The following is a 24347-nucleotide window of genomic DNA, read 5'->3' as shown; positions in this document are numbered from 1 at the left end:
GTCGTTGACAAAACATACACCGTACTTTTATCGTCGCGGTTAATAACTTACACCGTAAGCAAAGGAGCATGTCATGCGAGCCGTCCACCAGCACCGCTACGGCGGAAGTGAGCAGCTGTCCCTCACCGACGCGCCCGCGCCGGTCCCCGGCCCGCGCGACGTCCTCGTGAGCGTCCGCGCCGCCGGTGTGGACCGCGGCACGTGGCACCTCATGGCGGGACGTCCCTACGCTGTGCGCCTGGCGTTCGGCCTGCGGCGCCCCAAGTACCCGGTACCGGGCCGAGACGTGGCCGGCGTCGTCACCGAGGTCGGCGAGCAGGTCACCGCCGTGGCCGTCGGGGACGAGGTCATCGGCACGGCCGACGGGTCCTTCGCCGAGTTGGCCGTGGTGCAGGAGGCGCGGGTGGGCCGCAAGCCGGCCGCTCTCTCGTTCGAGGAAGCCGCCGTGCTGCCGGTGTCCGGGCTCACCGCGCTCCAGGCGATCCGCGCCGCTGGCGGGGTCCGGTCCGAGGACCGGGTGCTGGTCATCGGCGCGTCCGGTGGGGTCGGGTCGTACGCCGTCCAGATCGCGGTCGCGCAGGGAGCCGAGGTCACCGGCGTGGCCAGCGGCGCCAAGGCCGACCTGGTCCGCTCGCTCGGCGCCACTCGCGTCATCGACTACACCCGCGACGACCTCGACGACGGCACCCGCTATGACGTAGTCCTCGACATCGGCGGCCTCCGCCCGCTCCGCCAGCTGCGCCGACTCCTCACCGACACCGGCACCCTGGTCATCGTCGGCGGCGAGGGCGGCGACCGCTGGCTCGGCGGCACCCACCGCCAGCTCGCCGCCCTGGCGCTCTCACCGTTCATCCGCCAGCGGCTCACTGCCCTGATGAGCAAGGAGAACGCCGACGACCTCGGCACCCTGGCCCAGCTGGTCGACGACGGCCACCTCCGACCGGCACTCGAACGCACCTACGCGCTGCACGAGGCGGCGAAGGCCATCGACCACGTCGCGTCCGGACACGCCCGCGGCAAGGTCGCCGTCATCCCCTGACCCACCACGAGCGCCTCACACCCTCCGACACCCGCCAGCTAACCCCCAACAGGAGCAGCACCGATGAACGCCACGACAGCCAGCACCACCACGAACACCCCCGCCACGACGACCGCGACGACCGGTCCGACGACCGCCCCGCGCACCGCCGCCGTCTGGGCGGCAGGCGGCTACCTCGCCATCTTCGTCCTGGCCATCTTCGCCAACTTCCTGGCCCTCAGCCCCGTCATCCACCCTGGCGACGCCGCAGGCACCGCGGCCGCGCTGCAGGACTCCGAGACCTCCTTCCGCCTCGGCGCCGTCGCCTTCGTCGGCATCTTCATCATCGACGTCGTCGTCGCCTGGGCCCTGTGGGTGCTCTTCCGCCCCGTCCACCGCGACCTGTCCCTGCTCTCGGCCTGGTTCCGGCTGACCTACACCGTCGTACTCGGGGCCGCACTCGGCTTCCTCTACGCCGCGATCTGGCTGGCCGGCACACCGGACGCCTTCGGAGAGGCGACCGACGACGCCGTGCTCTTGGCGCTGCAGACCTTCGACTTCACCTGGGTCGCGGGTCTGGCCGCTTTTGGCGCCCACCTGGTGGTCCTGGGTGTGCTGCTGCTCAGGGCCCGCGGACCGAGGTGGATTGCCTGGCTGCTGCTGGCCGCCGGCGCGGCGTACGCCGTCGACACGGTCGCCCACCTGCTGCTGGCCGACTACGAGGCCTCCGCCGACCTCTTCCTCGCCATCGTCGCAGTGCCATCGGTGATCGGCGAGATGAGCTTCGCCGTCTGGCTCCTGCTCGTCGCCACCGGCCGCCGTGTGACCCCGGCCGCACCTGTCGAGGGAGCCAGGGCCTCGGCCGGCGAGTGATGGTGGTGAAGACCCTGGTGACGATGCTCGTCGTCGGGCTGGCGACCGCGTTGCCAGTGAGCGCGCCGGACGACTCCGTCGAGGACGTCATCGACGGCCAGATGGGCGCTTCGGGCGCACCGGGCCTCGCCTACGCAGTCGTGGCCGACGGGGAGATCACCTCAGCCGGCGCGCGAGGCGTGGTCGAGCTCGGCAGTGACGAGGAGGTCACCCCGGACACTCCGTTCCTGACCGGCTCGATCTCCAAGAGCTTTACCGCGCTGTCGGTCATGCAGCTCGTCGAGGCGGGCAGGGTCGATCTGGACGCCGCGGTCCTGCGCTACCTCGAGGACTTCACGGACAGCCCTGCGGGGGACGTCACGCTCCGTCAGCTCCTCAGCCACACCAGCGGCTTCTCCACCCTGCAGGGCAACATCTCGCACACTGACATGACCGGCGAGGATGACGAGCTCGCGGAGCGGGTCGCCCGGCTGGCAGAGGCCGGCCCGGCCCACGCCGACGGGGAACGGTGGGAGTACTCGAATGCGAACTACCAGGTCCTCGGACGCGTGGTCGAGGTCGTCAGCGGGCAGTCGTACCAGGCCTACGTCACGGAGCACGTCCTCGAGCCCCTGGGCATGCGGGACAGCTTCGTCGCCGATGGTCGGTTCCACGCGGACATGGCGACCGGCCACCGGCCGTGGTTCGGCACCAAGCGGCCACTCTCCGGAATGCGCACGCAGCTCGGCACGGCCCCGCAAGGAGGCATCGTCGCGAGCGCGAACGACGTCGCCCGCTTCCTCCAGACGATGGTGAACGGCCGAGCCGACGTGCTGAGCGCGGAGGTCAAGGCCGAGATGATGCGCCCCGCGAGCACGGCCTCGCCGTTCTACGGCCTGGGCTGGTTCGTCGACGCGGGCAACGGGACCGTCTGGCACTCGGGGGCCAGTCCCGGCTACGAGACGCTGGCGACAATGCTCCCGTCCGAGAACAAGGCTGTGGTTGTCCTGGTCAACGCCGGAAGCGGCCTCGGCTTCGGGGAGACGACCCAGCTCCGCAACGCCATCACGGCCCAGGCGCTGGGGCTCGACTACGCCGGCGAAGGGTCACACCTGGCTCAAAAGGCCCTGTTCATCGGCTTGCTGCTCCTACCTGGCGCCTACACGCTCAGCATGGCCTGGGCCTGGCGTCACCGTGCCGACCTCCGCGCGAAGTCGGGCGCCTTCGGCCTGTTCAGCCTCTGGTTCCCGCTCCTCACCACGGTCGCCGCAGCGGGGGTGATCGTCGTCCTGGTGCCGGAGATGTACGGCACTCCGCTCAGCACCATCACGCTGTTCCAGCCCGACCTCGGCTTCGCCCTCACGGCCACCGCGGCAACCGGTGTCCTGTGGGCTGCGTTCAGGCTCGCGCTGTTCCACACCCGCGGGACCGACCGGCCCGATGGACGACAGCCACTCCACGCTCCCGCTGGAATGTCCCATCGAACAGACGCCCGGACCTAGGGTTCCGGTCGCGGACAGCCTTCGTCGGGGCTGTAGGTCGACCGGATCAGCCTCAAGCGCACCTGAAGCTCCGAGGAGTCTGCCCCGTCCACCCCCTGAACGCGCGCTGGAACGAGCTCTGGTCGGAGAACCCGACGAGGAACGCCACCTCCGCGAGCGAGTGACGGGAGTCGGTGAGCAACGCCTCGGCCGCTTCGCGACGAGCGCGCGTCGTGAGCGACTGGAACGTCTCTCCTTCTGCTGCCAGGCGTCGGTGGAGGGTGCGCTCACTCATCCCCACACGCCGGGCGATCACCGACTTCGTGGGAAGCCCATCGGGGAGCAGGTCGGTGATCGACGCGTGGACGACGTCGACCAGCGTGCGTTCAGCCTGCTCGGACCGGAGCTGCTCCAGGTGGGCGAGCAGGAAGGACGACAGACCTTGGTCGGCCAACCTGGCCGGGACCGCCAGCGTCGCGGCGTCGAACTCAAGGGCATTCCGACGACCTTCGTAGGTGACCGGGCAACCGAACCACGAGTGCGCCTCCGCGATCGACGCGGGACGGGGATGGGTGAACGACACCGCGCGGGGCACCACCCGGCTGCCGGACGCCTCACTCATCACGCCGACCACCGCCGCGAGTGCGCACTCGTTGGCCAGCCGTGCGCCGCGACGCGACGCCGGGCGCGTGAGGGTCAAGGTCGCAACGCCGTCGTGCCGGTCCACCAGGTCGTACTCGAGCGTGTCGCTGAGCAGCAGGATGTAGCGCACCAGTCGGCGCAGGGCGTCGCGAAGGGTCTGCGCCGTCTTCAGGCTCAGCCCCAGGGCGCTGAAGTCGTCGAGCCTCAGCTCGTCGGCATACCGGTAGGGCAGACCGTGGTCGTCGGGAAGAGCGGCCCGTTCGAGGAAGTCGTAGTAGTCCTCGGCCGCGACCTCCTCCTGCGACGCACGCATCGGGTCCACGTCGGCAGTGAGCCCGATGCTCGCCAACAGTTCCATGGGACTCGCCGGGGCGCTGGCCACGCGCGCGACCACTCTCACCACGGAGCTCCGCACGCTGCTCACGCCACCTCACCTTACTGACCCCGTGGCCGCAACGGTCAACGGAACGGCCCGCGATGCCAAGCCACGGACCTACCACGATTCCTAGCGTCGACGACATGACCACACAGCTCCCTGACACCGTTCACGTCGTCTCCCACACCCGCTACGGACCGCCCGCCGACCTCGGGCAGCGCATGGCCACCATGCCCGCTCCGGCCGACGACCAGGTCGTGCTCCGCGTTCGCGCCGCCGGCATCAATCGCGGCGACGCGCTCGCAGTCGAGGGCCTGCCCTACGCCGCCCGCCTCTCCTACGGACTGCCTCGCCCGAAGCGTCCCGTGCCCGGCACCGATGTCGCCGGCACCGTCGTCGCCGTCGGCCCGGGTGTGACCGGCTGGCGGCACGGTGACGCCGTGGTCGGCTGGGCCGACGGCGCCTTCGCGTCGTACGCGGCCGCCTCGCAGGCGTCGCTGCTAGCGAAGCCGGACGCAGTCTCGTTCGAGGAGGCTGCAGCGACACCCTCGGCCGGCGTGACCGCACTCCAGGCACTCCGCGCCGGCGGCATCGACACCGCCAGGCGGGTGTTGGTGATCGGCGCATCGGGCGGCGTCGGCTCGTTCGCGGTCCAGCTCGCCAAGGCGTACCGCACAGAGGTGACCGCCGTCTGCTCGACCCGCAACGTCGAGCTCGTCCGCTCGTTCGGCGCCGACCACGTCGTCGACTACCTGACCCAGGACCTCACCACGTGTACCGGTCACGACCTCGTGGTGGATCTCGTCGGCCACCTGCCACTGCTGCACGCCCGCCGGCTGGCCACCCCCGGCGGCCGCTACGTCGTCGTCGGGGGCGGTACGGCTCGCTCAGTCACGGGGATGCGCCGGTTCGCTGCCGCGACCCTCCTCTCCCCGTTCGTGTCTCAACGGCTGCGGCCGCTGTTCGCGACGCCGAAGCGCACCGACCTCGCGACCGTCCTCTCGCTCCTCGCGAGCGGACAGGTGCACTCGGCCATCGAAGCGGCCTACGCCCTGCGAGACGCCGCCGACGCCATCGAGTTCGTCGGCCTCGGCAAGGCACGCGGCCGGGTCGTGCTCGTCCCGTGAATGCCCATCCACAACCCATCAGGAGAAGTCATGTCAACCATCACCGCTACTGGTCCGACCGAGGTGTCACCGAGCGCGTTACAGCGTCCGCGGCTACGCCGGCTCACCAGGGTCGCGGGCGTCCTCTACCTCACGATCTTCGTGATCTACCCGCTCGCCACCTTCGTCCGGTCCAGCCTGGTCGTCCCGGGAGACGCCGCGGCAACCGCGGACAACATCCGTGCACAGGAGACCTTCTTCCGGTGGGGGCTGGCCGGTGAGGCCGCGATCGTGCTCGTCGAGGTCGTCCTGGCCGGCGTGCTCTACACGCTGCTGCGTCCCGTCAGCCGGTCGCTGTCGCTCGCTGGAGCCCTGGCACGCGTCGCCGAGGCCGTCGTGATGGCCGCCGGCTGTCTGGTCACCGGCGTGTTCACGATGATCGCGGTCAGCGACAACGGCTACCTCGCCGCGTTCGACGCCGACCAGCGCGACGCGCTCGCACTCTTCTTCCAGGAGGCCAACGAGCACATCGTGTTGATCTGGGGCTTCTTCTTCGCCCTCTCGTTGCTGCTCACCGGTTGGCTGGTCCACCGCTCCGGCTTCCTACCGCGCATCACTGGCATCCTGCTCGCACTGGCCGGCGCCGGCTACCTCGCGCAGAGCTTCGGTACCTTCCTGGCACCCGGTCTGGCCGGCACGTGGGAGTTCGTGGTCCTCGTCCTCGCCGTCCCGGGCGAGCTGGTCTTCGCCGTCTGGCTGCTCGTCAAGGGCATCGACAACGACCGTTGGGCGGCCGCCACCGCCCGCGCCCAGCAATCCCAGCTCTGACCGCCGCTACTGAAGGGAGCGCGCCATGAACGCCATGCGCCGAGCCGTTCGCTCGATGCTGCTCATCGGGGCCCTGGTCGGGGTCGTGATGGTCGGGCTGGTGGGCCACGCCGGGTCCTACCTCTTCGGATTCGACGTCCCCGACGTCGCCGGGGCGGCCGAGCCGCCCGACCAGGCCATCGGCCACGCCGCTGCCGGCCCCCACCGGGTCGGTGTACGCCGCATCGGAGCCGACGAAGCTCCTGTCGCGATGACCGCGTGGTACCCCGCGGTCGACACCGCCGCTGAGGAACCGGCGATGCGGTACTCCTACTCCCTCACCGTGCTCGGCCCGCGCGCCACGACAGCCCTGGCGACGTACCCCGGGACAGCGCGGCTCGGAGCCGAGGCCGATCTCGACGGTGGACCCTACCCGCTGGTGGTGCTCTCGGCTGGGTTCGCCATCACCCCCGACAGCTACGCCTGGCTCGCCGAGCACCTCGCCTCTCACGGCTTCGTCGTGGTCGCGCCCCAGCACGAGGAGACGCTCAACCCGTCGGACTTGTGGCGCTCTGCCGTCGACCGGCCCGCAGCCGTCGCTGCGACCCGCACCTACGTCAAGATGGCGGCCGACCCCGGCGGAGACCTTGCGGGACTCGTCGACCCGAACACCGTCGGGATACTCGGCCACTCCTACGGGGGCTACACCGCACTCGCGGCGGGAGGCGCGCGGGTCGATCCGGACGCGTTCACCGCCAGCTGTGACCGCGCCCGCGGGGACGACGACCCGATCGTGTTCCTCTGCGACGCCCTGGAGCCACGCATCGACGACGTCGCCGCCGCTAGCACCACCCCGCCGGCCCCGGTGGACGCGATCGTGTCCCTGGCCGGCGACGCTGCCATGTTCGGAGAGTCGGGGCTCGCCGAGGTCACCGCGCCGCTCTTGGTGATGGGCGGAACCGCCGACCGCGACTCGCCGTTCGCCTGGACCTCACGGCTGGCCTTCGACAGCAGCTCCAGCCCCCGTAAGGTGGAGGTCGCGCTCGAGGGCGCTGAACACTTCATCTTCACCGGCGACTGCGATCGCGCGAGGCGCATCGTCCGGCTTCTCCGCACCGGCTTCTGCGACGACCCCGGCTGGGACCGCGAACGAGCAAGGGCCGTCGTGCGGCACTACGTCACGGCGTTCCTGCTCGCCGAACTCACCGGCGCCGCGAAAGCCGAAGAGGCGCTCATCGCCCCGGAAGCGCCGATGGGTGTTGGCGTCCGCTCCAGCCGAGCCCAGGGCGTCGGACGCCGTAATCAGCGCAGGCTGGCTGCTGATCTCTAGTTCGACTCCGTTGGGGAGTCGAGGATTACTAGCTCAGCCATACCCCGATCGACATCTCCCGCAACCAAGCCAGCTCGAAGCGCCGCGAACGGTTGATGGCTCATGGCAGTCGTTGACTCGCACGATCTCATCCACTGGCGATCCGACCACAGCCTCGCGACCGCTACTTCCGGCGCGCCATACTGAGCAACGAGACCAAGCCAGCGTCGTGGGGCTGCTCTTCGGACGACCGCGGGACGTTGGGAGGAGTCGAGTTGCGATCGACATCTATACCGCTCCGCTCCTGGCTGCCCGCGAAGCAGCCCGGCACATGTGGATGCCAGAAGGCACCCTGGACAACTGGGTCGCCGCGTCAAGGTCCGGAGAACCGCTGGTCCATGCGGTTACGCCAGAGCGACGTCGATGGCCGCGTGTGCCGTTCGTCGGGATCATCGAAGCCTACGTCCTGCGCGCGCTGCGTGACCTAGGCATGTCTCTGGCCGACATCAAGAAGGCAGCTGCGATCGTTCGTGCCGAGTTCGATGACCCGTACGCCCTCGCCAGCAAGCGCATCGCCACCGACGGTGTCACCGTCTTCGTACGCCTTTGCTGACGACTCGCTCGTGCACGCTCGCGAGAAACCTCCGCTACATCGAGTGGTCCGAAGATGGGTCGCCAAAACGACTCAGGCTCTCCGGTACGCCGTTGGTGCCGACGTCGTGATCGACCCGTGGTTCGGTTGGGGTGCGCCGGTCCTCGATCGGAACAAGGTGAAGATCGACGACGTCGTGGCGCTCTGGCGTGCAGGTGAGTCCATCAAGCAGGTGGCTGACGAGTACGACCTGACCGAGTCTGCTGTCGGGGATGTCCTCCGACATGCAGCCTGAGTTCTCTCTCGACCGCAGTCTGGGGAATGTCTCGGCGCGCAAACTTCGTGAAGAGGGACAGATCGTCCACCTCATCGCCGACCACTATCCAGACGATGCTCAAGAAATCGCCGATGAGGACTGGATCTCAGAGGGCTGTCGCCGCGGGTGGGTACTACTCTCCACGGACCGCCGGATTCGCTACAGAGCGCAGGAACTAGCCGCACTCCAGGACGGCCTCCTCGTCTGCTTGGCCGACGGCAACGCGAACCTGGACACGATCTCCGCAACTCTGCTGCGGGCGATGCCCGCGATTGGCCGAGCCGTCTCTCGGCAGGCGACCGGTTTCTGGCACGTGTATGGCGACGGAACCATCAAGCGCATGTGGCTGTGACCGTGTGTGAAACCTCAGGCAAGTGTTCTGCGGACCGGGTGCGGACTGCCGCGGGAATCGCGGCCCGTGACCTGCACAAACGAAGCAACTCAGAAGTACCAGGGGAAGGGCGACCAGTCGGGGTCGCGCTTCTCGAGGAACTGGTCGCGACCCTCCTGCGCCTCGTCGGTCATGTAGGCCAGGCGGGTCGCCTCACCGGCGAAGAGCTGCTGGCCGACGAGCCCGTCGTCGAGCAGGTTGAAGGAGTACTTCAGCATCCGCTGGGCGGTGGGGGACTTGCCGTTGATCTTCCGTCCCCAGTCGAGCGCGACCCTCTCGAGGTCGGCGTGCTCGACAACGCGGTTGACCGCACCCATCCGGTGCATCTCCTCGGCGTCGTACTCGTCGGCGAGGAAGAAGATCTCGCGGGCGAACTTCTGCCCGACCTGGCGCGCGAGGTAGGCCGAGCCGTAGCCGCCGTCGAAGGACCCGACGTCGGCGTCGGTCTGCTTGAAGCGCGCGTGCTCGCGGCTGGCGAGGGTGAGGTCGGCGACGACGTGCAGGCTGTGCCCGCCGCCCGCGGCCCACCCGGGGACCACGCAGATGACGACCTTCGGCATGAAGCGGATCAGTCGCTGGCACTCCAGGATGTGGAGGCGGGCGAGCTTGGCCTTGTCGATCGGGTTGGGCTCGGCACCGGCATCGACGTGCCCGTCGGTCTCGTACAGGTAGCCGGCCCGGCCGCGGATGCGCTGGTCGCCGCCGGTGCAGAAGGCCCACTTGCCGTTCTTGGCGCTCGGTCCGTTGCCGGTGAGGATCACGCAGCCGACGTCGGCCGACTGTCGCGCGTGCTCCAGCGTGCGGAGCAGCTCGTCGACGGTGTGCGGCCGGAACGCGTTGAGCACGTCGGGGCGGTCGAAGGCGATGCGTACGGTGCCGTGCTCGCGGGCGCGGTGGTAGGTCAGGTCGGTGAGGTCGTCGAAGCCGGGCACGGCGTCCCACGCCTCGGGGTCGAAGATCTCGCTGACGCCCTCGAGGGCACTCATGCCCGTACTCGCTTCGCTCCGTGCGCGCACGAGGCACTGGGCACCCAGCGTTGGATGATTCGTTCGCTGCGCTCACTCATGGTCGAACCGTATCCACCACGACGGTGGAAGATCGTCGCGGCCCGTGGTGTTGTGCCGGGCATGGCACTGACTGGAACCTATGTCCCGAGCGCCGCCCAGTGGGTCCGCGACCAGGTGGCGGAGTACGAGGCCAGCAACGGCGAGAGGGCGAACACCCTGCGCGACACCGGCTACCCGATCGTGGTCATCACCTCGGTCGGCGCGAAGTCCGGCCACCTCCGCAAGAACCCGGTGATGAAGGTCGAGCGCGACGGGGCCTACCTCGCGGTCGCGTCGCTGGGCGGGGCCCCTCAGAACCCCGAGTGGTACCACAACCTCGTCGCCCACCCCGAGGCCGAGCTCCAGGACGGTGCGGAGAAGCACGTCTACACCGCTCGGATCCTCGAGGGGGAGGAGCGCACCGACTGGTGGCGGCACGCCGTCGCGACCTGGCCGACGTACGCCTCCTACCAGGAGAAGACCGACCGGGAGATCCCGCTCTTCCTGCTCGAGCGCGCCTGACCTCAGATCGGCTGCTCGGACTCCGGCTCGACCTCGTCGACGACCGCCTCGTCGTCGAGGTCCTCGTCGTGCACGATCGTCTCCTCGTCGGGGTCCACGTGGGCCGGCGCCTCCGGCTCGAACGGGTCCTCCGGTTCAGTCGCGTCGTCTGGGAGTGGCGCCTGCTCGCTCATGACCGTGTCCTTCTCGTCGCGTCGGGTGTGCGTACCTCCATCCGACCGCGTCGTGCGGGCACGCGCAACGGCCGGGCGCCCTTCCGGTCGACGTCTCCCGGCCCCACAATGACGCCGTGACGACCACGGTGCCGACCCGCTCGGCCTTCGACGACCCCGTCGACGCGCCACCGGCTAGGTGGGTCGGCGCCCTCGTGCTGCTCAACCTCGGCCTGATGGCGGGCTGGTTCGGCCCGATCCAGGTCCTGCTCGCCCAGCAGGCGGCCGACGTCGCCGCCGCCGAGCCCGGCGGGATGAGCAAGGAGGGGCTGCTCGCGGTAGTCCTGTTCGCCGGTGCGTCGGTGTCGCTCGTCGCGAACCCCGTGTGGGGCGCGTTCAGCGACCGTACGCGCTCGCGCCTCGGGCGCCGGGTGCCGTGGATCCTCGGCGGCGTGGTCCTCGGCGCCGCGTCCCTGCTGCTGCTGTCGGTGGCCGAGGGCGCGCTGTGGATGGTCGTCGCCTGGAGCCTGGTCCAGCTCTCCCTCAACGCCGCCTGGGCCGGCGGCGTCGCGGCCGTGCCCGACCAGGTGCCGGTCCCGCGGCGCGGGCTCATCGGCGGCCTGATCGCCATCGCCGGCACGGTCGGGGTGCTGCTCGGCATCAAGATCGCCGAGGTCACCGGCTCGATCGCCCAGGGCTACGTCGCGATCGCAGTGGTGATGCTGCTGCTGTCCGTGCCCTACCTCGTCGGGTCGCGCGACATCCCGCTGCCGCCGGACCACCAGCTGGCTCCGATGGACTGGAAGCGCCTGGTCCGCTCGTTCTGGGTCTCGCCGCGCGAGCACCCCGACTTCGCCTGGGCGTGGCTGACCCGGTTCCTGGTCAACCTCGGCAACTGGATCGCCCTCAACTACCTCTACTACTTCCTCACCGACGGCCTCGGGTTCGGCGACGACGACGCCACCGCCAGGCTGGGCGTCCTCGTCCTGATCTACGGCGGGTGCACCGTCGCGACGACCGTCGTCGTCGGCCACTGGAGCGACCGCATCGGCCGGCGCAAGGTCTTCGTGATCTGGTCCGGCGCACTGATCGGCGCCAGCTCGCTCGTCCTCGGGCTCTGGCAGGCGTGGCCCGGAGCGCTGCTCGCTGCGGCCGTGCTGGGGGCCGGGTTCGGCGTCTACCAGGCCGTCGACTTCGCGCTGATCACGCAGGTACTGCCCGGCGCCGGGGACCGCGCGAAGGACCTCGGCGTCATCAACATCGCCTCCGCCCTGCCGCAGGTGCTGGCGCCGGCCATCGCCGGCGCGCTACTGGTCGCCGTACGCGAGCTGGGCGGGTCGGTGGCCACGCAGGGCGAGTCCTGGTCGCTGGGCTACGGCGTGGTCTACCTCGTCGGGTTCGCGTTCTGCGTGCTGGGGTCGGTCTTCGTGACACGGATCCGGTCGGTGGCCTGACCTCCGGTCGAGCGGTGCGCCAGCCACATCTCGCGCGGACGGAATGTGGCTCTGGCACCGCCCGCGGGCGCGTCGTACGCCGGACTTCGTGGAGCGGTGCGTCAGCCACAATTCGCGCGGACGGAATGTGGCTCTGGCACCGCCCGCGGGCGAGGCGGGCGGACAACCTCAGCCGTGGCTGATCGTGATGGCCAGGCCGAGCAGGTGCTCGAGGCGGGCGAGCTCGGAGTCGAGGAACTCCGGTCCGCCGCGGCGGCCCATCAGCACGAGGTCGTTGCCGAACGGGGCGGCGCACTCGACGTAGACCTCGTCGCCCGGCAGCCGGGTGGGCGCCGCGACCGGCTGGACGTCATACGCCGAGGGGGCCGCGTCGGTCGCGTGCACGACGGTGCCGCCGTTCTCGCCCGGCGTGACCCGCGCGGCCCAGTCGACGCGGAAGGCGATCGGCAGCAGCTCGACGAGCCGGTCGCGAGCGGTGGAGGGGTCCTCGGTGAGGGCCTCGACGACCTCGAGGTCGAGGAAGAGGTTGCCGCCGGCGGCGTAGCGGCTGATCCACAGCACGCTCACCCCGTCGAGCACGGAGCAGGCGGAGATGATCGAGTCGGGCATGGTGCCGGGCGGGATCTCGAGCAGGACGTCGTCGACTGCGAAGCCGTCGCGCTTCTCGACGATCTCGATCGCCTCGATGTCGCCGCCCGCCTCACCGATCGCGCTCGCGACGCGGCCCAGCGACCCCGGGACATCGGGGAGCTCGACACGCATCAGGTACGGCATGCCACGAGGCTAGCGGGCGCGCGTGTCGGGCACGTTTCAGGCATCCGACAGGCGGGCGCGCAGCCCGCTGGCGCGCAGCGCCTGCCGCGCGATGGCCGCGCGGACCGCGGACTCCGAGCCGATCACGCGCACCTTGCGCTGCGCGCGTGTCACCGCGGTGTAGAAGAGCTCGCGCGTCAGCAGGCGGGACTCCTCGTCGGGGAGCAGGACGGTGACCTCGTCGGCCTGGCTGCCCTGGGACTTGTGGATCGTCATCGCGTGCATCGTCTCCACGTCGCCGAGGCGGGAGGGGGCGAGGTCGAGCGAGCCCACCCCGGTGGCGATCGCGGCACGCGGGCCCGAGGCGCCGGCGACGACGACGCCGGTGTCGCCGTTGTAGACGCCGAGGGAGTAGTCGTTGGACGACACCAGGATCGGGCGGCCGGGATAGGACGCGTCGAACGTGGGCACGCCGGTCTCGGCGGTGAACCACTGCTCGATGCGACGGTTCCAGTGGCGTACGCCGAACGGACCGTCGCGGTGCGCGCAGAGCAGGCGGTGCCGGTCCAGCGCGGCGAGCGCCCGCGCCGCGTCGCCCGCTGCCGCGGCGTCGTGCACGGCGAGGGCGTGGGGCAGCACGGCCGACCGGATCGGGCCGGCGGGGTCGCCGTCGGCCACCCACTCGACCGCCTCGCCACCTGACCTGAGTGCGTCGAGGGCTCCGTCGGCGTCGCCGAGCCGCAGCGCCTCGGCGAGCCGGCCGATCTCGGCGCCGTAGCGGTGGGCGGTCCGGAGTGCGGCGACCGGGCTGTCGGCGCGGTGCTCGTAGCCGCGGACCAGGTCGGTGAGGACCGCACCGGCGTCGACCGAGCTGAGCTGGTCGGGGTCGCCCACGAGCACCAGCCGCGCCTCGGGGCGTACGGCCTCCAGCAGCCGCGCCATCATCGTCAGCGACACCATCGAGGCCTCGTCGACGACCACGAGGTCGTGGGGGAGCCGGTTGCCGCGGTGGTGGCGGAAGCGGGTGCTGTTGCCTGGGTCCTGGCGCAGCAACCGGTGCAGGGTCATCGCCGACACGTCGGCCAGGCGGGCCCGGTCGGCGTCGCCGAACCGGGCGGCGGAGGCGCGGACGGACTGCTCGAGGCGCGCCGCGGCCTTGCCGGTCGGGGCCGCGAGCGCGACGCGCAGCACCGCGCCGGAGGCCTCCGCCTGCTCGACGAGCGCGGCCAGCAGCCCGGCCACGGCGGTGGTCTTGCCCGTGCCCGGACCTCCGGTGACCACGGTCGTGGCGCGGGTGGCCGCACGCCGGCAGGCCTCGCGCTGCTCGTCGGCCTCGGCCCCCGGGAAGACCCGGGCGAGGGACTCGTCCAGCAGGTCGGGGTCGACCACGTGCGCCGCCAGGGCGCGGCTGCGCAGGTCGTCGAGGACCTGCGTCTCCTGCTCGTGGTAGCGGTCGAGGTAGACCAGCCCGTGCTCGAGGTGCACCACCTCGGCGACGACCAGCGGGCTCCCCGAGACGGCGCCCGCCCAGCCGGTAGGGGCTGGCCAGGGGAGGTCGAGGTCGGGCAGCGAGCCGGGCACCGCCGCCAGGTCGAGGCAGACCGAGCCGTGGCGTACGGCGCGCACGGCCAGCGCCACTGCGAGGAGCACTGCCTCGTCGCGCTCGCCCACCAGCCTGCCGAGGGCGGCCGCGATGTGGACGTCCGCGGCAGTGAGGACGCCCGCGGCGTTGAAGGTGGCGAGGAGGCCGGTCGCCGCGAGGGCGAGGTCGCGGTCGTGGGCGTCGACCGGCTCGAAGAGGTCGCTCACGACACCGTCACCCGCTCGCGTACGCCGTCGAGCAGGTCGGACAGCTCCTCGACCAGGGCCACGGGCGGGCGCCACGAGAAGACGCCGCATGGCATGCCGTCGACGACCGGCGTCTGCGGCCCGCACATGCCGCGCAGGTAGAGGTAGAGCACGCCACCGAGGTGCGTCGCCGGGTCGTAGGCCGGGAGCCGCCACCGCAGGAAGCGGTGCAGCACCACGGTGTAGAGCAGCGCCTGCAACGGGTAGTCGGAGTGGGCCATGGCCTCGTCCAGCATCTCGGGCCGGTAGTCGTGGGCGGTCAGCGGCTGGTCGAGCGGACCCAGCCAGTTGGTCTTGTAGTCGACGGTGAGGAACCGCTGCGCGCCGTCCACGTCCAGGCGCAGCACGACGTCGATCGACCCGGTGAGGTAGCCGCGCAGCGACTGTGCCGCCAGGTCGGGGTCGGCGTCGAGGGCGTCGGCGTAGACGCGCACCGCGTCGCCCTCGGGGAGGTGGCGCCGCAGCAGCGGCGCGAGGTCGCCGAGGCGTACGTCGGCGGCCGGGGTCCCGGTGTCGCCGCCCGCCAGCGGCACCTCGAAGTCGAGCTCGCGCAGCCGGTCGGCCAGCCCCAGGGACAGCAGCGTGCGATCGGCGGCGAGTGGCCCGAGCGGGCTGCTGCACACCGCGACCAGCGCGTCGGCGAGCTCCGTCGGGTCGAGCGCGACCGGCCACCACACGAGCTGCTCCTCGATGAGGCGGAGCAGCTCGCCGCGGAAGTCCTCGACCGCGGGGTCGGCGTGCTCGAGCACGGCGTGCACCAGCGAGCCGAACGTCGCCCCGACCGGCAGCGTGGCCATCGGCGAGGGCACCGACGCGGCCGGCGAGGGTGCGGCCGCGGCCGCGGCGTCGACGAGGTCGTCCGCCGAGACGGTGGAGTCCTCGTCGGGCACGTCCTCGGGCTCGGAGAGCGCCGCCGCGGCGTGGGACGCGCTGGCTGCGGAGAGGGAGGAGTAGGACGTCCGGCGCCAGGCGGTGTCGACCGACCGGGTGAACTCGCGCACGGCGAGGGCGTCGGTCGAGCGTCGGAGCGGGGTCGGGTCGGGCGGCACGAGCGGCGCGAGCTCGATGCTCGGGCCGCCGGCGTCCTGCCAGGCGGCCAGGATCGTCATCAGGCGCTCCTCGTCGACCAGCGCCTGGCTGTCGGGCACGGCAGCCATGCCGGGCCGCCTGCCGAACAGCACCCGGTGCAGCGGCGAGTCGGGGGTGTTGCGCTCGGCTGCGGCGTACCAGGCGACCACCTGCGACTGCGCGCGGGTCATCGCGACGTAGAGCAGCCGCAGCGACTCGCCGGCGTCCTCACGCCAGTGCCGGGCCACGGCCTCGCGCCGGAACGCGCTCGGCCCGCCGACGTCGCGGCAGCGCCGGCCCGCGTCGTCGTGGTAGAGCGGGACGACGGGCTCGCGACCGGTGTAGCGGTTCCAGAGGGTCGGGAGGTACACGACGGGGTACTGGAGTCCCTTGCTGCCGTGGATGGTGACCAGCTGGACCGCTTCGGCGTCGGAGTCGAGGCGCCGGGTGCGCTCGGAGGCGACCTCGAGCTTGTCGTCGGCGACCTGCTCGCGCAGCCACGCGAGCAGGCCGACCAGGCCCAGGCGCTCCTCGGTCGAGACCCGCAGCAGCGACTCGCCGATGTGGCGCAGGTCGGTCAGGGTCCGCTCGCCACCGACCCGGGCCAGCACGCGTGCGGTCAGGCCCTCGGCCGCGGCGACCTCGACGACGGCGGCGACGCCGCGCTGCGTGAAGACGTCGGCCAGCTGCCGCACCCGGTCGGCCAGCCGGTCGGTCAGGTCGTCCCCGCCGGCGTCGAGCGACGCGGCGTCGTGGCCGAAGAAGGAGGTGAGCGCGGCAGCACGTACGCGGTCGGCGCGGTGGGGCTGCTCGAGCGCCTCCAGGAGGGCGACCCACTCGCCGGCGGCCGGGGTGTGGAAGACGGATCCTCCGGCGTTGACCACCGCCGGCACCCCCACCTGGGCGAGGGCGTGCTGGACGGCCTCGAGCTCGTTGCGGCGGGCGGCGAGGACCGCGATGTCACCCGGTCGCAGGACCCGGTCGTCGAAGGTCGGGCGCGACTCGACGAGGCGCTTGATGTCGTGGGCGGTGTCGGCGATGACGTGGTCGCGCCACAGCGCCACCGGCGGCTTCGAGCGCGGGCCCTTGCCGATCTCGGACCGCCTCACGACCCGCAGCCGGAAGGGCGCGCCGGCCCCCTCCAGCCGGGAGGACGTGCGGTGCGCATCGACGGGGTGGACCACGATCCGCTCGTCGCCGAGGCGCGCCCCCCGGAGCACCGCGTGCACCGCGTCGAGGAGCGGTCCGTCCGAGCGCCAGTTGACGCCGAGGGTCTGGACGGTCGTCGCGGTCTCCGCGGCCTGGAGGTAGGTGACGATGTCGCCGCCGCGGAAGGCGTAGATCGCCTGCTTGGGATCGCCGATCAGGACCATCGTGGTGGTCTCGGAGAAGGCCCGCCGGAAGACCTGCCACTGCACCGGGTCGGTGTCCTGGAACTCGTCGATCAGCACGAACTTCCACCGGTGCTGCATGCGGAGACGGGCCGGGGCGCGCTCGTGCTCGAGCGCGTCGGCCAGCTGGCTCAGCAGGTCGTCGTAGCTGAGGATCCCGAGGCGGCGCTTGCGGCGCTCGACCTCCTCGAGCACGGCGCAGGCGAACTGCACCCGCATCGCGGCGGGCGAGTCCGGTGCGGCCGTGACCGCAGCCGCAGGCTCCACGACGGCGCGCGGGTCCCCGACGACCGTACGCGCCAGCTCGAGCGCCGCGGCACGCGTCCAGGGCGGCTTCTCGTCCTGCCCGAACCGCGCGAGGTAGAGGTCGTCGACGACCTCGGTGGTCAGCTGCTCGAGGTCCTCGACGAGGGTGGCGGAGGCATCGGTGTCGCCCGCGACCCCGAGGCTGCGCAGCACGAGCTGGCAGAACTGGTGGATGGTCGCGATCGTCGCGGCGTCGAACGAGACGAGCGCGGCGGTCAACCGGTCGAGGCGTCGTGCGACCTCGTCGTCGGCCGCGTCGAGCAGCCAGTCGTGCAGCCGGTTGGCGGGGTCGCGGAGCCCCGGGTCGGCCAGCAGCTGGACCGCCTCGTCGAGCTGGCGGCGTACGCGCTCGCGCAGCTCCTGGCTCGCGGCGCGGGTGAAGGTGACGACGAGCATCTCGTCGAGGCGCACCTCGCCGGACGCGACCTGCTTGGCGACGAGGGCCGCGATGGTCCAGGTCTTGCCGGTGCCGGCGCTGGCCTCGAGCAGCGTGGTGCCGGGGTTCAGGTCGACGTCGATGTCGAAGGTGTCCATCACAGGCCCCTGATCGTCTCGTGGCCGCCGTCGATGAGGGGCGCCCAGAGCCGCCAGGCGAAGTGGCCGAGGCGGTGCGGCCCGTCCTCGCCGGGCCGCACGTCGCAGGCGAGGAGGTCGTAGTCGGCGGCGTGGCCGAAGGCGCGCACGTGCCACACGTCGGCGTCCTCCTTGGGGAACCCCGAGTCGTTGAAGCGTGGGGTCTCCCACTCCCCGCGCGCCCTGACGTCGGGGTCGCCGTCGCTGCCCGCCCGTACGCGTCGCGACTCCTCGGCCCACGCCAGGGAAGCCTTGACCGGGAGCGGCAGCGGCTCGCAGCGGCCCGCGTCGTAGAGGGCGACCAGGTCGCGCAGCCACTGCTCGGCCTCGTGCTGGGCGAGGGGGCCGATCTGCTGCGCCTGCCCGCCGGAGCGGTGCTTGCCGATGGTGTGCACGGTCCAGTTCTCGTCGGGCAGGCCCGCGCCCAGGGCGAGGGCGTTGATCCAGGAGGCGAGCCGGTGCTTGGCGCCGAGGTTGGAGAACGACACGGCGACCGCGCGGTTGCCCCACACGTCGCCGACGGTGCCGGAGAGCCGGCGGCCGCCGCCGAGGTCGATGTCGACGTCGAGTGTGCGCGGCGGTCCGCTGCGCAGCGCCTGGGCCGCCTCGACCAGTGGCTTGACGTTGCCGACGATGTCGCGCAGCACGCCGACGCCGAGGGCCGCGGGTGGCAGCGACCCGCTGAGCTGCTCGACCAGCATGGCGTCCTGCGGGTTGGCCCCGGACATCACGTTGCCGACGATGCGGTCGCCGATCGCCCACTTCTCCAGCCCGTCGAGACTGATCGGGATCGCGTCCTTGACCTCGTCGGCGTCGTAGGGGCGTGCGATGCGCAGCCGCCGGAAGAAGCCGCGCACCGGGTGGGCGAAGAAGTCCTGGAGGTCGGCGAGCGAGACGTCCTGCGGTGCCGGGTCGGGAGCCGGCAGCGGCGTCGGGACGAGCACCGTCACCGGCTCCCGGTGACCGCGTGCCGCGCTCGCGCCGGCCAGCGCGAGGCGGTCGAAGGTGAACGGCTCGGAGGTGCGGAGGGCGCCGACGACGAAGTTGGCCTCGTCGAACGGCTGCAGCGGGTGGTGGGTCAGCACGTGGTCGCGCACCGGCGCGGCGAGCGTGCGGTCGAGCGCGTCGAGCAGCTCACCCAGCGGCACGGCCGGCGGGCGCTCGGCACCGGTGTGCTCGCCCCGGCCGGTGTAGGTGATCACGAGCTTGTCGGTGGCCGCGGCGATCGCGTCGAGGAACAGCTGCCGGTCCTCGGCACGCAGGTCGCGCTCGCCGGTGCGGGGTCGACGGGCCAGCACGTCGTCGCCGTCGACGGTGGACACCCGCGGGAACACGCCGTCGTCGAGGCCCACCAGGCACACGACGCGGTGCGGCACCGACCGCATCGGCACCATCGTGCAGACCGTGAGCGTGCCGGTGCGGAAGTTGGCGCGGGTGGGCCGGCCGCGTAGCCGCTGCTGGAGGAGGGCGCGTACGTCGGCCTGGCGCAGCAGCGTGCCGGACTCCCCGGCGCCGGCGGCGATCCGCGCCACCTCGCGGTCGAACTGGGCGACCTGCCAGACCTCGGGCAGCGACGTCGACGTCAGCCGGTGCACGGCGTCGGAGAGGGCGGTGGTCCAGTCGGTCACGGTCCGCGCGCGCTCGGCGGACTCGACGAAGGCATGGATGCGCTCGACGAGCTCGGCGAAGCGCCCGACGAGGTCGAGATCGCCGTCGCTCACGTCGTCGACGGGAACCGTGCCGGACACATGGCGGTGGTCCAGGCCGGACATGGCCGCGCCCAGCAGGACCCGACGCATGCCGGTGACCCACGTGTTGGCGTCGAGGCCGCCGAGCCCGAAGGTGCCGCGCTGGTCGGCGTCGTAGCCCCACCGCACCCCGCTCACGTCGACCCAGTGGGTGATCCGCTCGAGCTCCTCGTCGCCGAGGCCGAACCGAGCCCGCACCGGGTCGGCGCCGGCGACGTCGAGCACCTGGCTGGCCGTCATCCGGCCCCGCACGAGCTCGACGAGCTGGGCGGCGAGCGCGAGCAGCGGGTTGGTCGCGGCGAGGGAACGATCCGCGAGGCGTACGCGCAGCTGGTGGCCGGGGTGCCCGGCGCCGTCACCCGGGACCTCGGCCATGCCGAAGGACGCCGAGATCAGCGGGGCGTACGTCTCGATGTCGGGCACCATCACGAGGATGTCGCGCGGCTCGAGCGACGCGTCGTCCTCCAGCAGCCCGACCAGCACCTCGCGAAGCACGTCGACCTGCCGTGCAGCGCCGTGGCAGGCGTGCACCTGGACCGAGTCGTCGCGGGCGTCGGGCTCCCCGCGGGCGGCGCGCTCACCGGCGTCGGGTGCGTGGTTGGCGCGGAGGTCGTGCTGGAGCAGGCCGAGCAGCGTCCCGGGGGACGCCGGGACCCGGCCGGTGGACTCGGTGGGCAGGTCGCCGAGGGTCCGGCGCAGCTCCCGCGAGTCACGACCGAGCGAGCCGAGCAGCGGGTGGCCGACCACGTCGGCGGAGGTGTCGCGGGACCGCGGCACCTGCCCCTCGCGCGCAGCCGGCGCGAGAGCCGTCCACAGTGCGCTGGAGGCCTGCGGCAGCCACAGGTGCACGTCGCGGAGCGCGCCCAGCGCGGTGAGGAGCGACACCTCGGTCTCCGGCAGCCGCGTGTGGCCGAACAGCGACAGGCGTGGGGGCAGGTCGAGGTCGTCACCGCCGCCGCGCAGCCGGTCGACCGTCTGCGCGTGACGGACGTCGGGTGGTGGGGCGGGCACCTCGTCCAGCAGGCGCCGCCACAGCCCGGCCTGCCACACCAGGTCGGGGTCGAGGCCGGCGCCGGCGCCGTCGGTGTCACGCCCCTCGCGCCAGTCGGTGAGCAGGGCCGGACGCTGGACGGCGTAGGAGGAGAAGAGCCCGGCCAGGCGCCGCGCGACGGCGTAGCGGCGGGCCGAGCGGTCGTCGCCGGGGTCGCCGCCGCCGAGGTGGCGGGTGAGGTCCTCGAAGCCGGCGGTGCCCATCACGTCGTCGATCACCGCGAGGAGCGGCCACGCCAGGCGGTCCGGGCTCCACGGGTCCTCGGCGTCGCGGTCGAGCAGCATCGAGACCAGCGAGTGGGGTGTCACGAAGTCGACACCGGCGCACACGCCGTCCCCGGCGCGGGGCCCGACGCCGAGGCGGTGGGAGAGCCGCTGCGTGAGCCAGCGCTCCACGCCACGGGCGGGCACGACGACGACCTCGCGGGCGAACGGGTCGCGCAGCGGTGTCACGAGCAGGTCCGCCAGGCCGTCGGCGAGCGCGTCGGTGCGCTCGGCGGTGTGCAGGTGGAGGCTCACGGCGCCCACCCTATGAGCGCGGACCGACACCCCCGTCGAGGACGGGCCGCGGGGGCGCGGCGGTCAGCGGACGTAGAAGTAGACGGCTGCCAGGAGCGCGAGCGCCAGGATGATGCCGATGACTGCGCCCGTCACCATCACCGGACGGCCGCTCTGGTCGGTCGGGTCGATGTCGTCCGGCTCGTGCAGGGGGTCATGGCTGTGCGTCATGCGTTGCCCGTACCCCTCGCCGGCGACGGCATGCGCCGGCGAGGGTGGGCGGGAGAAGGTGGCTCAGCCCTTGAAGGCGTCCTTGACCTTCTCACCGGCCTGCTTGAGGTTGGCGCCGGCCTGGTCGGTCTTGCCCTCCGCCTCGAGCTGCTCGTCGTCGGTGGCCTTGCCGGTGGCCTCCTTCGCCTTGCCCTTCATCTCGTCGGCCTTGTTGTCGAACTTGTCGTCCAGACCCATCGTCGTTCCTCCTGTGTGAGGTCGGTGCGGACCGGGTGGCCCGTTCTCCAACCTGCCACGCGACGGGTGGGTGGAGGACACCCGAGCGGGTGGACCCAGGGCCCTCAGGAGCCGATCGACCGTGGGCCTGGGGGACGCCGGCCGCTCGAGACCGACGGGCCGCGGCGGAGGCGGGGCTCAGTGGTTGCGGAGCGCGTCGATCAGCTCGGCCTTCGACATCGACGACCGGCCGTCGATGTCGAGCTCCGCGGCACGCTTGCGCAGCTCCTCGACCGTGCGGTCCTCGTAGTCGGCCGCCTCGCCGCCACGCTCGCCGACCTCCGACCTGCCCTGTGCGGCGGAGGCGTTGGCGATCCGTGCCGCCTTCTCCTTGCTGGCCCCGTCGTCGCGCAGCGCCTCGTACACCTCGGGGTCCTTCACCGACGGCCCCGGGTCCTTCTTCGTCTTCTTCTCGGCCATCCCCCCACGGTGCCACCGCCGCGGGCGTGGGCTGCTCACCCGTCAGGGGGTGGGCGCGCCGACGGTTCCGAGTAGCGTCCCGGACGTGGCTGCACGAGCGCGCGACGAGACGCCCCAGGAGCGGGCGGACCGCAACTGGAACGAGCTGCTGCAGGAGCTCCGGGTCAGCCAGACCGGCGTGCAGCTCCTGGCCGGCTTCCTGGCGACGCTGCCGTTCCAGTCCCGCTTCGAGGCCCTCGACGCCTTCCAGCGTGGGTGGTACGTCGGGCTGCTCGCGCTGGCGCTCGGCACCGTGGCGGTCATGCTCGCGCCGGTGGCGATCCACCGCCGCGTGTTCCAGGAGGACTCCAAGCCCGAGCTCGTCCGGGCGGGCCACCGCCTGACCGTGCTGGCGCTGGTGCTCATCGCCGTCCTGCTGGGCGGCATCCTCTTCCTGGTCGTCGACGTGGTGTACGACCGCACGTGGGCAGCGGCGATGGGGGTCGCCGCGGTGCTCGTCCTGGTCGTGCTGCTGGTGCTGGTGCCGCGACAGGTGGCCCGGAGCTAGCGCGGCTGCCGGTCCAGGCAGTCGCGCAGCTGGTCGACCGTCATCCTCGCCAGGACCGGCAGGTAGGCCTGCACCAGCGGCGAGGCGAGGCGCGACAGCCCGGAGAAGCTCATCCGGGCGGTGTACGTGACCTCGGACCCGGCGCCGGCGGCTCTGATCTCGAAGATGTCGTGGCCCTCGAATTGCTCGTTGGTGCCGCGCAGGTGCACGCGGGTGGGAGGGGCGAGCTCGGCGGTCGTGTAGGTCACCACGACCTCGCGGCCGAGGAAGGACGAGACGTTGCGGTACGTCGTGCCGACGCCGCCGTCGCCGCCGGTCCGCTCGCAGGACTTCGTGCCCGGGTCCCAGGCCTCGGCGTTGCGGAAGTCGGCGAGGTAGGCGTGCGCCACCTCCGGCGGCGCGGAGGTGGCGAAGGTGCGGGTGATGGACGGCATGGCGTGGACGCTAGCCACCTCCCCGACAGCGCAGCACCCACCTAGGGGCGGTATGCCAAGTACGCCGCGCGCAAGGCCTCCCTCAAGCGCTGACCGGGGCGGACCGCGACCCCTAGAGTCGGCGCATGGCCCGCTACGGCGCACAGTTCGGTCCCGACGTCACGTTCCTCGGCGTGCCCGCCTGCGACCTCGACGACGAGTCGACGTACGCCGGCGCCGACGTGGTGGTCGTGGGTGCGCCGTTCGACGGTGGCACGTCCCACCGGCCCGGCACGCGGTTCGGGCCGCAGGCGATCCGGATGACCGACTACCTGCCCCACGACGGGTCGCGGCCCTCGCTCGCGCTGCGCACCGACGGGCTCCGGGACCTGCGCGTGGTCGACGCCGGCGACGTCGAGCTGCCGCCCGGCGACATCGCGACCACCCTCGGCCGGCTCGAGGCCGCGGTCGAGAAGGTCGCCCGCGCCGGTGCCATCCCCGTCGTGCTCGGCGGCGACCACTCCATCGCATACCCCGATGCCAAGGGCGTCGCCAACGTGCTCGGCCACGGGCGCGTCTCGATGATCCACTTCGACGCGCACGCCGACACCGGCGACATCGAGTTCGGCTCGCTGTGGGGCCACGGCCAGCCGATGCGGCGCCTGATCGAGTCGGGCGCGCTGCGCGGCGACCGGTTCCTCCAGATGGGGCTGCGCGGCTACTGGCCCGGGCCGGAGACGCTCGACTGGATGGCCTCCGAGCGGATGCGGTCCTACGAGATGACCGAGATCGTCCACCGGGGCCTGGAGGAGTGCCTCACCGAGGCCTTCGGCATCGCGACCGACGAGTGCGACGGGGTCTTCCTCTCCGTCGACATCGACGTCTGCGACCCCGGCCACGCACCCGGCACCGGGACGCCCGAGCCCGGCGGCCTGACCGCCCGCCAGCTGCTCGACTCCGTACGCCGCATCTGCCTCGAGCTGCCCGTGGTCGGTGTCGACGTGGTCGAGGTGAGCCCGCCGTACGACCACGCCGACATCACCGCGGCGCTGGCCAACCGCGTCGTCCTCGAGGCCCTCTCGGCGATCGCCCGCAAGCGCCGCGACGAGCGGGACGGCACGACCTGGGACCCGGCCCGGCCGCTGCTCGACCGCTGAGGGC

General features: G+C 72.1%; 24 protein-coding genes. 13 read left to right on the top strand and 11 right to left on the bottom strand.

The window, feature by feature from the left end; translation table 11 throughout:
- Window positions 1–73: 73 nt before the first annotated feature.
- From EXE59_RS03140 to EXE59_RS03130, 3 genes are all read left to right on the top strand, one after another.
- A complete protein-coding gene (locus EXE59_RS03140) occupies window positions 74–1039 on the top strand; it encodes an NAD(P)-dependent alcohol dehydrogenase (protein WP_135837594.1) in 966 nt (321 codons plus the stop codon).
- A gap of 63 nt (window positions 1040–1102) precedes the next feature.
- Window positions 1103–1891 carry a DUF4386 domain-containing protein gene (locus EXE59_RS03135; protein WP_135837593.1) on the top strand — a complete coding sequence of 263 codons (789 nt, stop codon included), beginning with the start codon at window positions 1103–1105 and terminating at the stop codon, window positions 1889–1891.
- A 5-nt stretch (window positions 1892–1896) separates the two neighbouring features.
- Window positions 1897–3372, top strand: a complete 1476-nt coding sequence (locus EXE59_RS03130; RefSeq protein WP_135837592.1) for a serine hydrolase domain-containing protein — start codon at window positions 1897–1899, stop codon at window positions 3370–3372.
- A gap of 52 nt (window positions 3373–3424) precedes the next feature.
- On the opposite strand, the gene EXE59_RS03125 is transcribed toward EXE59_RS03130, so the two are convergent.
- Entirely contained in the window at window positions 3425–4351 is a 927-nt protein-coding gene (locus EXE59_RS03125) for an AraC family transcriptional regulator (protein WP_135837591.1), read from the bottom strand.
- Between the two features lie 161 nt (window positions 4352–4512).
- On the opposite strand from EXE59_RS03125, the gene EXE59_RS03120 reads away from it, so the two are divergent.
- From EXE59_RS03120 to EXE59_RS03095, 6 genes are all read left to right on the top strand, one after another.
- Window positions 4513–5496: an NAD(P)-dependent alcohol dehydrogenase gene (locus EXE59_RS03120; protein ID WP_168218391.1), complete on the top strand. Its 984-nt coding sequence runs from the start codon at window positions 4513–4515 to the stop codon at window positions 5494–5496.
- A 30-nt stretch (window positions 5497–5526) separates the two neighbouring features.
- The gene (locus tag EXE59_RS03115; RefSeq protein WP_168218390.1) at window positions 5527–6303 is read left to right on the top strand and encodes a DUF4386 domain-containing protein; all 777 of its coding nucleotides are present in this window, start codon (window positions 5527–5529) and stop codon (window positions 6301–6303) included.
- A 25-nt stretch (window positions 6304–6328) separates the two neighbouring features.
- Window positions 6329–7612, top strand: coding sequence for an alpha/beta hydrolase family protein (locus EXE59_RS03110; protein ID WP_135837588.1), 1284 nt, complete (start codon window positions 6329–6331; stop codon window positions 7610–7612).
- Window positions 7539–8204: a hypothetical protein gene (locus EXE59_RS24985; RefSeq protein ID WP_342777187.1), complete on the top strand. Its 666-nt coding sequence runs from the start codon at window positions 7539–7541 to the stop codon at window positions 8202–8204. The genes EXE59_RS03110 and EXE59_RS24985 overlap by 74 nt, the downstream gene beginning before the upstream one ends.
- 106 nt (window positions 8205–8310) lie before the next feature.
- Window positions 8311–8478 carry a DUF433 domain-containing protein gene (locus EXE59_RS23615; RefSeq protein ID WP_168218388.1) on the top strand — a complete coding sequence of 56 codons (168 nt, stop codon included), beginning with the start codon at window positions 8311–8313 and terminating at the stop codon, window positions 8476–8478.
- Window positions 8456–8851: a PIN-like domain-containing protein gene (locus EXE59_RS03095; RefSeq protein ID WP_135837585.1), complete on the top strand. Its 396-nt coding sequence runs from the start codon at window positions 8456–8458 to the stop codon at window positions 8849–8851. Before EXE59_RS23615 ends, EXE59_RS03095 begins: the two co-directional genes overlap by 23 nt.
- Window positions 8852–8940: 89 nt before the next feature.
- Here EXE59_RS03095 and EXE59_RS03090 read toward each other — a convergent pair whose 3' ends face one another.
- Entirely contained in the window at window positions 8941–9876 is a 936-nt protein-coding gene (locus EXE59_RS03090) for a 1,4-dihydroxy-2-naphthoyl-CoA synthase (protein ID WP_135837584.1), read from the bottom strand.
- A 141-nt stretch (window positions 9877–10017) separates the two neighbouring features.
- Here EXE59_RS03090 and EXE59_RS03085 point away from each other — a divergent pair, with 141 nt between their 5' ends.
- The gene (locus EXE59_RS03085; RefSeq protein WP_135837583.1) at window positions 10018–10458 is read left to right on the top strand and encodes a nitroreductase family deazaflavin-dependent oxidoreductase; all 441 of its coding nucleotides are present in this window, start codon (window positions 10018–10020) and stop codon (window positions 10456–10458) included.
- A gap of 2 nt (window positions 10459–10460) precedes the next feature.
- On the opposite strand, the gene EXE59_RS23610 is transcribed toward EXE59_RS03085, so the two are convergent.
- Window positions 10461–10631 (bottom strand): hypothetical protein, encoded by a 171-nt coding sequence (locus tag EXE59_RS23610; RefSeq protein WP_168218387.1) that lies wholly within the window; start codon window positions 10629–10631, stop codon window positions 10461–10463.
- A gap of 116 nt (window positions 10632–10747) precedes the next feature.
- On the opposite strand from EXE59_RS23610, the gene EXE59_RS03080 reads away from it, so the two are divergent.
- The gene (locus EXE59_RS03080; protein WP_246056456.1) at window positions 10748–12064 is read left to right on the top strand and encodes an MFS transporter; all 1317 of its coding nucleotides are present in this window, start codon (window positions 10748–10750) and stop codon (window positions 12062–12064) included.
- 168 nt (window positions 12065–12232) lie between these two features.
- On the opposite strand, the gene EXE59_RS03075 is transcribed toward EXE59_RS03080, so the two are convergent.
- The 7 genes from EXE59_RS03075 to EXE59_RS03050 form a co-directional block, all read right to left on the bottom strand.
- A complete protein-coding gene (locus tag EXE59_RS03075; RefSeq protein WP_425464530.1) occupies window positions 12233–12829 on the bottom strand; it encodes an ACT domain-containing protein in 597 nt (198 codons plus the stop codon).
- 45 nt (window positions 12830–12874) lie between these two features.
- Window positions 12875–14626 carry an exodeoxyribonuclease V subunit alpha gene (gene recD, locus EXE59_RS03070; RefSeq protein WP_246056453.1) on the bottom strand — a complete coding sequence of 584 codons (1752 nt, stop codon included), beginning with the start codon at window positions 14624–14626 and terminating at the stop codon, window positions 12875–12877.
- A complete protein-coding gene (locus tag EXE59_RS03065; protein WP_135837580.1) occupies window positions 14623–17964 on the bottom strand; it encodes a UvrD-helicase domain-containing protein in 3342 nt (1113 codons plus the stop codon). The genes recD and EXE59_RS03065 overlap by 4 nt, the downstream gene beginning before the upstream one ends.
- The gene (gene recC, locus EXE59_RS03060; protein WP_135837579.1) at window positions 17964–21320 is read right to left on the bottom strand and encodes an exodeoxyribonuclease V subunit gamma; all 3357 of its coding nucleotides are present in this window, start codon (window positions 21318–21320) and stop codon (window positions 17964–17966) included. Before recC ends, EXE59_RS03065 begins: the two co-directional genes overlap by 1 nt.
- Window positions 21321–21383: 63 nt before the next feature.
- Window positions 21384–21530: a hypothetical protein gene (locus tag EXE59_RS23605; protein WP_168218386.1), complete on the bottom strand. Its 147-nt coding sequence runs from the start codon at window positions 21528–21530 to the stop codon at window positions 21384–21386.
- A 63-nt stretch (window positions 21531–21593) separates the two neighbouring features.
- Window positions 21594–21767, bottom strand: coding sequence for a CsbD family protein (locus EXE59_RS03055; RefSeq protein WP_135837578.1), 174 nt, complete (start codon window positions 21765–21767; stop codon window positions 21594–21596).
- A gap of 177 nt (window positions 21768–21944) precedes the next feature.
- Entirely contained in the window at window positions 21945–22226 is a 282-nt protein-coding gene (locus tag EXE59_RS03050; protein WP_135837577.1) for a DUF7218 family protein, read from the bottom strand.
- Window positions 22227–22311: 85 nt separating this feature from the next.
- Between EXE59_RS03050 and EXE59_RS03045 the strand changes: the two genes are divergently transcribed.
- Entirely contained in the window at window positions 22312–22773 is a 462-nt protein-coding gene (locus tag EXE59_RS03045) for a DUF6328 family protein (protein ID WP_135837576.1), read from the top strand.
- On the opposite strand, the gene EXE59_RS03040 is transcribed toward EXE59_RS03045, so the two are convergent.
- Window positions 22770–23207: an SRPBCC family protein gene (locus tag EXE59_RS03040; protein WP_135837575.1), complete on the bottom strand. Its 438-nt coding sequence runs from the start codon at window positions 23205–23207 to the stop codon at window positions 22770–22772. The genes EXE59_RS03045 and EXE59_RS03040 overlap by 4 nt on opposite strands.
- A gap of 125 nt (window positions 23208–23332) precedes the next feature.
- Between EXE59_RS03040 and speB the strand changes: the two genes are divergently transcribed.
- A complete protein-coding gene (speB, locus tag EXE59_RS03035; RefSeq protein WP_135837574.1) occupies window positions 23333–24343 on the top strand; it encodes an agmatinase in 1011 nt (336 codons plus the stop codon).
- The last annotated feature ends 4 nt before the right edge of the window (window positions 24344–24347 follow it).

It is taken from the genome of Nocardioides eburneiflavus (genome assembly GCF_004785795.1).
GTDB lineage: Bacteria > Actinomycetota > Actinomycetes > Propionibacteriales > Nocardioidaceae > Nocardioides > Nocardioides eburneiflavus.
The sequence above is the reverse complement of the archived record's forward strand: the minus strand, read 5'-3'. Positions and strand labels throughout refer to the sequence as shown.